This is a genomic window from Gilliamella sp. A7 (genome assembly GCF_002142015.1).
GTDB classification, from domain to species: Bacteria; Pseudomonadota; Gammaproteobacteria; order Enterobacterales; family Orbaceae; genus Gilliamella; species Gilliamella apis_A.
Window position 1 is genome coordinate 1 of the sequence record NZ_NASN01000119.1, and the last position, 568, is coordinate 568.

A 568-nucleotide genomic window follows, 5' to 3' on the forward strand; every position below is an offset into this window, starting at 1 on the left:
ACGCATTAATTTAAATTCGTAAATTAGCGTACTTTTATTACTATCAGCATATAATTTAAATGTCATAGGTCTAAAACTCTTATCCGCTGAATTATAGCGTGGACCAACTAATGTTACTTTTATAGCTTGTTGCGCCAATCCATATGGACTGGGTCCATGCTCATTATGCTCCCATTCAGTGGTTTTACTTACACTTAATGATAAACTAACATTTCCCCCCTCTACAGATTTTATCGTTCTACCATTGGCAGCTAATACCGCTTCAGGTGTTATACCGCCTAATAGTAAATAAAAATACAATCCATGTGACCCGGTCGTTGGAAAATTATTTTTAGTTATTGAAGTTTCACCTTGATAATTACCACTATTGGTTGCTCGCAATACCTTAATACCTTTACTTGGATACCCTCGATAAACACCATAATCATGGTCACTCTCGATTTGTGCGGCATCCCATAAAATGCCATCTATCTCATAATCACGACCGGCTAAACTAGCGTTATCAGGATACAAATTTGGCTGGGCATAACACACTTTTGGATCTAATTTTGGTGTTAAATAATAACTA

Annotated in this window: 1 protein-coding gene; it reads right to left on the reverse strand. The window is 36.3% G+C overall.

Features of this window, described 5'->3' with window-relative positions:
- Positions 1-568: hypothetical protein (locus B6D18_RS12695; RefSeq protein ID WP_158092598.1), on the reverse strand; the 568-nt coding region annotated here is incomplete at both ends.